Source organism: Streptomyces sp. NPDC006193 (assembly GCF_040613915.1).
GTDB lineage: Bacteria > Actinomycetota > Actinomycetes > Streptomycetales > Streptomycetaceae > Streptomyces.
Genome location: NZ_JBEXTB010000057.1, coordinates 1 through 8,391, shown reverse-complemented (window position 1 = coordinate 8,391; position 8,391 = coordinate 1). Strand labels below are relative to the sequence as shown.

7 protein-coding genes and 1 pseudogene are annotated in these 8,391 nt (G+C 73.5%); 4 read left to right on the top strand and 4 right to left on the bottom strand.

Features of this window, described 5'->3' with window-relative positions; genetic code table 11:
* Window positions 1–797: 797 nt before the first annotated feature.
* The 3 genes from ABZ261_RS29305 to ABZ261_RS29295 all read right to left on the bottom strand — a co-directional run bounded on the left by ABZ261_RS29305 (window position 798) and on the right by ABZ261_RS29295 (window position 2,816).
* On the bottom strand, window positions 798–1,718 hold the full coding sequence (locus ABZ261_RS29305; RefSeq protein WP_356864340.1) for an aminoglycoside phosphotransferase family protein: 921 nt from the start codon (window positions 1,716–1,718) through the stop codon (window positions 798–800).
* 76 nt (window positions 1,719–1,794) lie between these two features.
* Window positions 1,795–2,301 carry a ferritin-like domain-containing protein gene (locus ABZ261_RS29300; RefSeq protein WP_356864338.1) on the bottom strand — a complete coding sequence of 169 codons (507 nt, stop codon included), beginning with the start codon at window positions 2,299–2,301 and terminating at the stop codon, window positions 1,795–1,797.
* Complete coding sequence (locus ABZ261_RS29295; protein WP_356864336.1) at window positions 2,298–2,816, bottom strand: hypothetical protein; 519 nt, start codon at window positions 2,814–2,816, stop codon at window positions 2,298–2,300. The genes ABZ261_RS29300 and ABZ261_RS29295 overlap by 4 nt, the downstream gene beginning before the upstream one ends.
* Window positions 2,817–3,160: 344 nt before the next feature.
* Here ABZ261_RS29295 and rimP point away from each other — a divergent pair, with 344 nt between their 5' ends.
* The 4 genes from rimP (at window position 3,161) to infB (ending at window position 8,274) form a co-directional block, all read left to right on the top strand.
* Complete coding sequence (rimP, locus tag ABZ261_RS29290; protein WP_356864334.1) at window positions 3,161–3,691, top strand: ribosome maturation factor RimP; 531 nt, start codon at window positions 3,161–3,163, stop codon at window positions 3,689–3,691.
* Between the two features lie 2 nt (window positions 3,692–3,693).
* Window positions 3,694–4,680: a transcription termination factor NusA gene (nusA, locus tag ABZ261_RS29285; RefSeq protein WP_356864333.1), complete on the top strand. Its 987-nt coding sequence runs from the start codon at window positions 3,694–3,696 to the stop codon at window positions 4,678–4,680.
* 89 nt (window positions 4,681–4,769) lie between these two features.
* Window positions 4,770–5,066, top strand: coding sequence for a YlxR family protein (locus ABZ261_RS29280; protein ID WP_356864331.1), 297 nt, complete (start codon window positions 4,770–4,772; stop codon window positions 5,064–5,066).
* 145 nt (window positions 5,067–5,211) lie between these two features.
* Window positions 5,212–8,274, top strand: a complete 3,063-nt coding sequence (infB, locus tag ABZ261_RS29275; RefSeq protein WP_356864329.1) for a translation initiation factor IF-2 — start codon at window positions 5,212–5,214, stop codon at window positions 8,272–8,274.
* Window positions 8,275–8,296: 22 nt separating this feature from the next.
* On the opposite strand, the pseudogene ABZ261_RS29270 reads toward infB, so the two are convergent.
* Window positions 8,297–8,391: pseudogene (locus ABZ261_RS29270) on the bottom strand (carbohydrate ABC transporter permease); the annotation flags it as partial.

Below are 8,391 nucleotides of genomic sequence, written 5' to 3'. Positions count from 1 at the left end.
CCGACGGCACCGAGGTCGTCCTGGTGCACCACCAGGTCCCCGGAGCCCGCACCGCCGCCGTCCGCCGGCACGTGATTGACACGCATGCGGGTCGATCTCTGCTCAACGGCCCGCGCCTTCAGCTGCTCCCACTCGTCCCACGCCATGGAAGGACTCCTTCCCCCGTGTTATGCGGTATCGAGTCAACTTAGCAATGCTGAGGAGAACACTGCACCGTGTCCGCCTGTGCGATGTGGCAGCGTGAAAGGCGGCGCCCGAGCGTCAGTCGGCCCGTCGGCACTGTCCGGCAAGGCTGGAGCGACTGTCCCGGAGTTGGGTTGTCGGTCCCTGAGAATGCGGTGGGGGATGTCTCCCTCCCCTCGCCCGTTACGCGATATATACGACCTCTGGTGGATATACCTTGTCTCTTCGGAAATAGCCCGCAGTCGCATACCCCTCGATGAAAGTGCGCGCTGCTGGAGAAGACGGTCTTCCCGTCCACCAGGAGCCGGCACCGCTCGACGCCGATCGCGGACGTCGGCTGGACGCTGATCTCCTTGCCGGCAGGCAGCAGCGGCTTAAGCAGGGAACCGGTCACGCGGATGCCGCACAGATCATCGGGTACTACGTACGCGCGCTTGGGCGACGGCGACGAGCAGGCGCTCGACAGGCTGACGACAAGCCCGCCCCGACAAGAGACGCCAGGAAACGGAATCCGCCCCCGGAGATGGTGTGCATATCGCCTTCCGCCGCAGCGGGTGGGAGCAGGTTCGGCCGGGACTCGGCTCGGTCCGGGATCTCGGTGTTCCTGACTCAGGTCACTGGAGCCAGCCCGCGAACTCCAGCAGCAGTTCCGCGTCCTTCTCGCGGCCCACCCGCCGGGCCCGGATGCCCGACTCCACCGCCCGGAACAACGTCCAGCCGCGCAGCCGCTCCTGGTCCACCTCCAGCGACTCGGCGAGCCGCTTGATCCGGCGCCGGGTCGTGGCCGGTCCGGACGGCGCCGCGATCAGGTCCTCCACCCGGTCCCGCACCAGCCTGGCCAGGTCGAAGGCGCACTCGCCGACCACCGGGTCGGGGCCCACCGCGAGCCAGGGCATCCGCTCCCCGGCGAGCACCTTGCTCTGCCGGAACGTGCCGTGCAGCAGCAGCCGCTCGGGCGGCGCGGCCAGCAGCTCCGCACGGGCCGTGAGCGCCGCCTCCACCAGCGCCGCCGCCTCCGGGTCGGCCTCGGCGCCCGCCCGCATCGCCGTCGCCTGCCGGGCGGTGCGCTCCGCCACGGTCTCGAACACCGGACCGGCCGGCGGCTCGACCCACAGCCTGCGCAGCGTCCCCGCCGCCTCCAGCAGCGCCTTCGCCTCCGGCAGCGACCGGACCGAGACGTCCGGGTGCAGCCGCTCCAGCAGCAGCACTCCCTCCGCGGCGTCCCCGGCGTCCCCGGCGTCCGACTCCAGCAGCTGGACGGCGCCCCGCCCGGCCCAGTGCGCCAGCGCCGCCCGCTCGCTCTCCGGGCGGGCCCGCGGCGGGGCCAGCTTCAGCACGGCCGGGGTGCCGTCCGCCCGCCGCACCAGCGCCACCAGGCTGCTGCGGCCGCCCGGCACCTGGACCCGCTCGACGGTCAACCCGCGCCGCGCGACGACGCGTTCGGCCGTCGCGGGCAGCCGCGCCAGCCAGTCGTCGCCGGCCGGCGCCGTCTCACCGATCGCCCGCACCAGGCGCTGCGGCGGTTCGAAAGCCATGCGCGAGTCGTTCCTTCCTGTCCGTCCCTGCACGGGTGCTGTCCTGCGGTGCCGTCCGCCGGTCGCGCCCCGGCCGCTACGGGGACGCCGTCGCCGACGCCGGGGCCGACGGGGTCGTCCCGGCCGCCCCCGCCTGCTCGCCGGACCGCTCGGCGAGCCCAGGGAAGGCTACGCTCTCCCCGCTCCAGCGCACCGCCCGCACCGCGGCCTCCCGCAGCGCCCCCGCGGCGTCGGCCCTGCGCGCGCCGCTCGTCGCCCGCACCAGGTCGGAGTAGACCCCGGCCACCCGCTCCTCCAGCCGCGCCGCGAGCCGCACCGCGGAGGCACCGTCTTGGACCGGGAACGGCAGCGCGTACCCGGCGCTCGCGGCGACCGGTGCGCCGCCCAGGTCCCGCACCGCGCGCACCAGCGCGTCCCGGCGCGCCCGGTGGGCGTCGTACGCCGCCCGCGCCTCGGTCCGGCGCCGCTCGTCGATCCGCCCGCCGACGACGCCGTACCCGTACACGGCCGCGTGCTCCGCCGCCAGCGCTGCCTGCAGCGCGGTCAGCTCGGCCTTCGCGGCCCGCTCGGTCCCGTCGCTCACCTGGCCCCCTCCGTCAGCAGGTACGCGTGCGCCGCTCCGGCCGCGGCGACCGACGCCAGTAGCCGCGCCAGCTCGCCCGGCACGTGCAGCAGGTCCTTGGCGCGCCGGTCGGCGAGCGCCCGCTCGGCGGCGGCCAGTCCGGCGAGGGCGTCCTTCTCGCCCGCCGGGGCGGAAGGAGCGGGGGAGGCCGTGGCGGACACGGTCGCGGAGGCCGTGGCGGACGCCGTCGGCGTGCCGGCCGCGAAGGCCGTCGCGTGGGCCGCGACCCGCGCCCGCAGCGGGCGCAGCAGCTCCGCGAGCCCGGGATGGGCGGTGAGCGCGGCGTCGTAGCGCGCCAGCAACTCCCGGCTGTCCCGGGCCGCACGCGCGCGGGCCCGGTCGGCGGCCGACGGGCCGTCGCCGCCGGACTCCCCGGCGGCCGAGCAGCCCGCCAGCAGGGCGGCGCCGGCGGCCGAGGCCAGCAGGGTTCTTCTGCGCGTCCCGGGCGGGGTGCGCAAGGGCGGCGGATACGGCACGGCTGACGTCCTCGGGGGGCTCGTACGAACACTCGGGCGGAACGGCGGCCCGCCCGTGATCACGGTACCCGCGCGCCCCCCGGACGCGCGTCACCGGCTCGACCGCCCGGACGGCCGCCGACCAGGGACGCGGACCGGGCCGGCGCCCGGCTGCGCGGCGCGGCCCGGCCGCCCCCGGCGCACTCCCCGCCCGCCCGCGCCCGAGCGCCGCGGGCACCGGTTGCCGGGCGTGCGGCCCGAGGGCCCGGGGCACACGTGACGGCATCACCCCCGGCGACCGGATACCCTTTGACCAGACACGCGACCCATCCCACAACAGCACACGCGGCCGAGGAGTCACCCGGATGAGCACCACCCAGAACGAGAGGCTGCGAGAGCTGCTCGAACCGCTCGTCACCTCCCAGGGGCTGGATCTCGAAGAGATCGCCGTGGACTCGGTCGGACGCAAGCGGGTGCTGCGCGTGGTCGTCGACTCCGACACCGGGGCGGACCTGGACGCCATCGCCGATGTGAGCCGTGCGCTCTCGGCGAAGCTCGACGAGACCGACGCGATGGGCGAGGGCGCGTACGACCTGGAGGTCGGAACCCCCGGCGCGGAGCGCCTCCTCACCGAGCACCGGCACTTCGTGCGCGCCACCGACCGGCTCGTGAAGTTCCAGCTGACCGAGGGCGGCGAGCTGGTCGCGCGGATCCTGAAGGTCGACGACGAGGGCGTCGACGTCGAGGTGCCCGGGGTGAAGGGCCGCAAGGCCACCGCCCGCAGACTCGCCTTCCCGGACATCGCCAGGGCGCGGGTGCAGGTCGAGTTCAACCGCAAGGACAGCGCCGGCCGCACGGCCGGCGAGAAGGACATGAAGGAAGAGGAGGAGGCGTAGCCGTGGACATCGACATGAGCGCCCTGCGGGGCTTGGTCCGGGAGAAGGAGATCTCCTTCGACCTGCTGGTCGAGGCGATCGAGTCGGCCCTCCTCATCGCCTACCACCGCACCGAGGGAAGCCGCCGGCACGCGCGCGTGGAGCTCAACCGGGAGACCGGGCATGTGACCGTGTGGGCGAAGGAGGACCCCGAGGACCTCGCGGAGGGCCAGGAGCCCCGTGAGTTCGACGACACCCCGTCCGGCTTCGGCCGGATCGCGGCGACCACCGCCAAGCAGGTGATCCTGCAGCGGCTGCGCGACGCCGAGGACGACGCCACGCTCGGCGAGTACGCCGGCCGCGAGGGCGACATCGTCACCGGTGTGGTCCAGCAGGGCCGCGACCCGAAGAACGTCCTCGTGGACATCGGCAAGCTCGAGGCGATCCTGCCGGTGCAGGAGCAGGTGCCCGGCGAGACCTACCCGCACGGCATGCGGCTGCGCAGCTACGTGGTCCGGGTGGCCAAGGGCGTCCGCGGCCCCTCGGTGACCCTGTCCCGTACGCACCCGAACCTGGTGAAGAAGCTCTTCGCCCTGGAGGTGCCGGAGATCGCCGACGGCTCCGTGGAGATCGCCGCGATCGCCCGTGAGGCCGGTCACCGCACCAAGATCGCCGTGCGGTCCACCCGTGCGGGCCTGAACGCCAAGGGCGCCTGCATCGGCCCGATGGGCGGCCGGGTGCGCAACGTGATGGGCGAGCTGAACGGCGAGAAGATCGACATCGTCGACTGGTCGGACGACCCGGCGGAGATGGTCGCGAACGCCCTGTCACCCGCTCGGGTGAACAAGGTCGAGGTCGTGGATCTGGCCGCCCGGTCCGCCCGGGTGACCGTGCCGGACTACCAGCTGTCGCTGGCGATCGGCAAGGAGGGCCAGAACGCCCGCCTCGCGGCCCGCCTCACCGGCTGGCGGATCGACATCCGGCCCGACACCGAGCAGGCCGGGGAATAGATCAAGCCGCCGGTGGCTTGATTCACGACAACAGCCGTTCGATCCGTGCCCCAAAGGGGTGAGGTCGGTACGGGGAGGTAGACTTAACCGTGTCTGGCCGGACGCACACCCGAGCATGCCCTGAACGCACCTGTGTGGGGTGCCGGGAGCGGGCGGCCAAGAACGATCTCTTGCGGGTCGTGAGGGTGGAGGACGCATGCGTCCCCGATCCTCGCGGTACGCTGCCCGGCCGGGGTGCCTATGTGCATCCCGCCCTGGTCTGTCTCGACCAGGCGGTACGCCGCCGGGTGTTCCCGCGGGCACTGCGCGCCCCGGGAGCGCTCGACACAAAGGCGTTGCGCCGATACGTCGAGCAGACGACAGTTGCCGAGCAGGCAACACCGTAAGAAGCGCCGCACGGAACCCCGTGCGGTCTGGTACCTCGCGAGTCGAAAGCAGGTCGAGATTGCGATGAGCACTCGATGAGTACGCGATGAGTACGCCCATGAACTAGCGACGGTCCGGCTTCAACCCGGACCTCAAAGGAGCGAAGTGGCTAAGGTCCGGGTCTACGAACTCGCCAAGGAGTTCGGTGTCGAGAGCAAGGTCGTCATGGCCAAGCTCCAGGAACTCGGTGAATTCGTCCGTTCGGCGTCTTCGACCATCGAAGCGCCGGTTGTACGCAAGCTGACCGACGCCTTCCAGGGCGGTGGCAGCGGCAGGTCCGCCGCGAAGCCCGCCCCGCGCAAGGCCTCTCCCAAGCCCGCCGCGCCCTCCCCGGCGCAGGCGGCACGTCCGGCTGCTCCGAAGCCGGCCACCCCCAAGCCCCCGACGGCGCCCGCTGCCCAGCAGCCCGCCGCCTCGTCGGCTCCCTCGGCGCCCGCGCCGGCCCCCGGGCCGCGTCCGGTGCCGGGTCCCAAGCCCGCGCCGCGTCCGGCCCCGGCCGCCCCGGAGTTCACCGCTCCGCCGGCCGCCCCCGCCGCGCAGGCCCCGCAGGCTCCGGCCGCCCAGGGTCCGCGTCCCGGCGCCCGCCCCGGCGCCCCCAAGCCCGGCGGTTCCCGCCCGGCTCCCGGCCAGGGCCAGGCGCCCCGCCCGGGTCAGGGCGCTGCCCGCCCCGGCGGCCAGGCCCCGCGTCAGGGCGCCCGTCCGGCCGGTCCGCGTCCGGGCAACAACCCCTTCACCTCCGGTGGCTCCACCGGCATGGCCCGCCCGCAGGCCCCGCGCCCGCAGGGCGGCCCGCGTCCCGGCGGCCCCGGCGCCCCCGGCGCGGGTCCCCGTCCGCAGGCGCCCGGCGCCCAGGGCGGCGGTCCGCGTCCGCAGGCTCCCGGCGGTCCCCGGCCGTCCCCGGCCGGCATGCCCCGCCCGCAGGGCGGTCCGCGTCCCGGCCCGGCCGGTCCGCGTCCGAACCCCGGCATGATGCCGCAGCGTCCCGCTGCGGGCCCGCGTCCCGGCCCCGGCGGCGGCGGGCGCGGTCCCGGCGCCGGCGGTCGTCCCGGCGGCGGCGGTCGTCCCGGTGGCGGCGGCTTCGCCGGCCGTCCCGGTGGCGGCGGTGGCGGCTTCGCCGGCCGTCCGGGCGGTCCCGGTGGCGGTGGCGGCGGTTTCGCCGGCCGTCCGGGCGGTCCCGGCGGTGGCGGCGGTGGCCGTCCCGGCTTCGGCGGCCGTCCCGGCGGTCCCGGTGGCCGCGGTGGCACGCAGGGCGCCTTCGGCCGTCCCGGCGGTCCGGCGCGTCGTGGCCGCAAGTCGAAGCGGCAGCGTCGCCAGGAGTACGAGGCCATGCAGGCCCCGAGCGTCGGCGGCGTGATGCTGCCGCGCGGCAACGGCGAGACCATCCGTCTCTCCCGCGGCGCGTCGCTCACCGACTTCGCGGAGAAGATCAACGCCAACCCGGCGTCCCTCGTCGCGGTCATGATGAACCTCGGCGAGATGGTCACCGCGACCCAGTCCGTCTCCGACGAGACCCTCCAGCTCCTCGCCGACGAGATGAACTACACGGTTCAGATCGTCAGCCCGGAGGAGGAGGACCGCGAGCTCCTGGAGTCCTTCGACATCGAGTTCGGCGAGGACGAGGGCTCCGAGGAGGACCTGGTCGTCCGTCCGCCGGTGGTGACCGTCATGGGTCACGTCGACCACGGCAAGACCCGCCTGCTCGACGCGATCCGCAAGACGAACGTCATCGCGGGCGAGGCCGGCGGCATCACCCAGCACATCGGTGCCTACCAGGTCGCGACCGAGGTCAACGGCGAAGAGCGGAAGATCACCTTCATCGACACCCCGGGTCACGAGGCGTTCACCGCCATGCGTGCCCGCGGTGCGAAGTCGACCGACATCGCGATCCTGGTCGTCGCCGCCAACGACGGCGTCATGCCGCAGACGGTCGAGGCGCTGAACCACGCCAAGGCCGCCGACGTGCCGATCGTGGTCGCGGTCAACAAGATCGACGTCGAGGGCGCCGACCCGACCAAGGTGCGCGGTCAGCTGACCGAGTACGGCCTGGTGGCCGAGGAGTACGGCGGCGACACCATGTTCGTCGACATCTCCGCCAAGCAGGGTCTGCACATCGACGACCTCCTCGAGGCCGTCATCCTCACCGCCGACGCCTCGCTCGACCTGCGGGCCAACCCGAATCAGGACGCGCAGGGCATCTCGATCGAGTCCCGCCTCGACCGCGGCCGCGGCGCCGTGGCGACGGTCCTCGTCCAGCGAGGCACCCTGCGGGTCGGCGACACGATGGTGGTGGGCGACGCCTACGGCCGCGTCCGCGCCATGCTCGACGACAACGGCAACAACGTCGCCGAGGCCGGCCCGTCGACGCCGGTCCAGGTCCTGGGCCTGACCAACGTCCCGGGTGCGGGCGACAACTTCCTCGTCGTCGACGAGGACCGCACCGCCCGCCAGATCGCGGAGAAGCGCGCCGCCCGTGAGCGCAACGCGGCCTTCGCGAAGCGCACGCGCCGCGTGTCCCTGGAGGACCTGGACAAGGTCCTCAAGGCCGGCGAGGTCCAGCAGCTGAACCTGATCATCAAGGGTGACGCTTCCGGTTCGGTGGAGGCCCTCGAGTCCTCCCTGCTCCAGCTGGACGTCGGCGAAGAGGTCGACATCCGCGTCCTGCACCGCGGCGTCGGTGCGGTCACGGAGTCCGACATCGACCTGGCCATGGGCTCCGACGCCATCGTCATCGGCTTCAACGTCCGCGCTGCCGGGCGTGCCCAGCAGATGGCGGAGCGCGAAGGCGTCGACGTCCGGTACTACTCGGTCATCTACCAGGCGATCGAGGAGATCGAGGCGGCCCTCAAGGGCATGCTCAAGCCGGAGTACGAAGAGGTCGAGCTCGGTACGGCGGAGATCCGCGAGGTCTTCAAGTCGTCCAAGCTGGGCAACATCGCCGGTGTCCTCATCCGCTCCGGCGAGGTGCGCCGCAACACCAAGGCCCGCCTCATCCGGGACGGCAAGGTGGTCGCGGAGAACCTCACCATCGAGGGCCTGCGTCGCTTCAAGGACGACGTCACCGAGATCCGCGAAGGGTTCGAGGGCGGTATCAACCTCGGCAACTTCAACGACATCAAGGTCGACGACGTCATCGCGACGTACGAGATGCGCGAGAAGCCGCGGGGCTGACGCCCCCGGTGCGCGCCGGCCGGTCGATCAGCCGCAGATTCTTCAGCACCAGGAACAGCGGGATGATGACCAGCACGAAGGGGAACGCCTGGCTGACCACGACCCACCCGGTGGCGG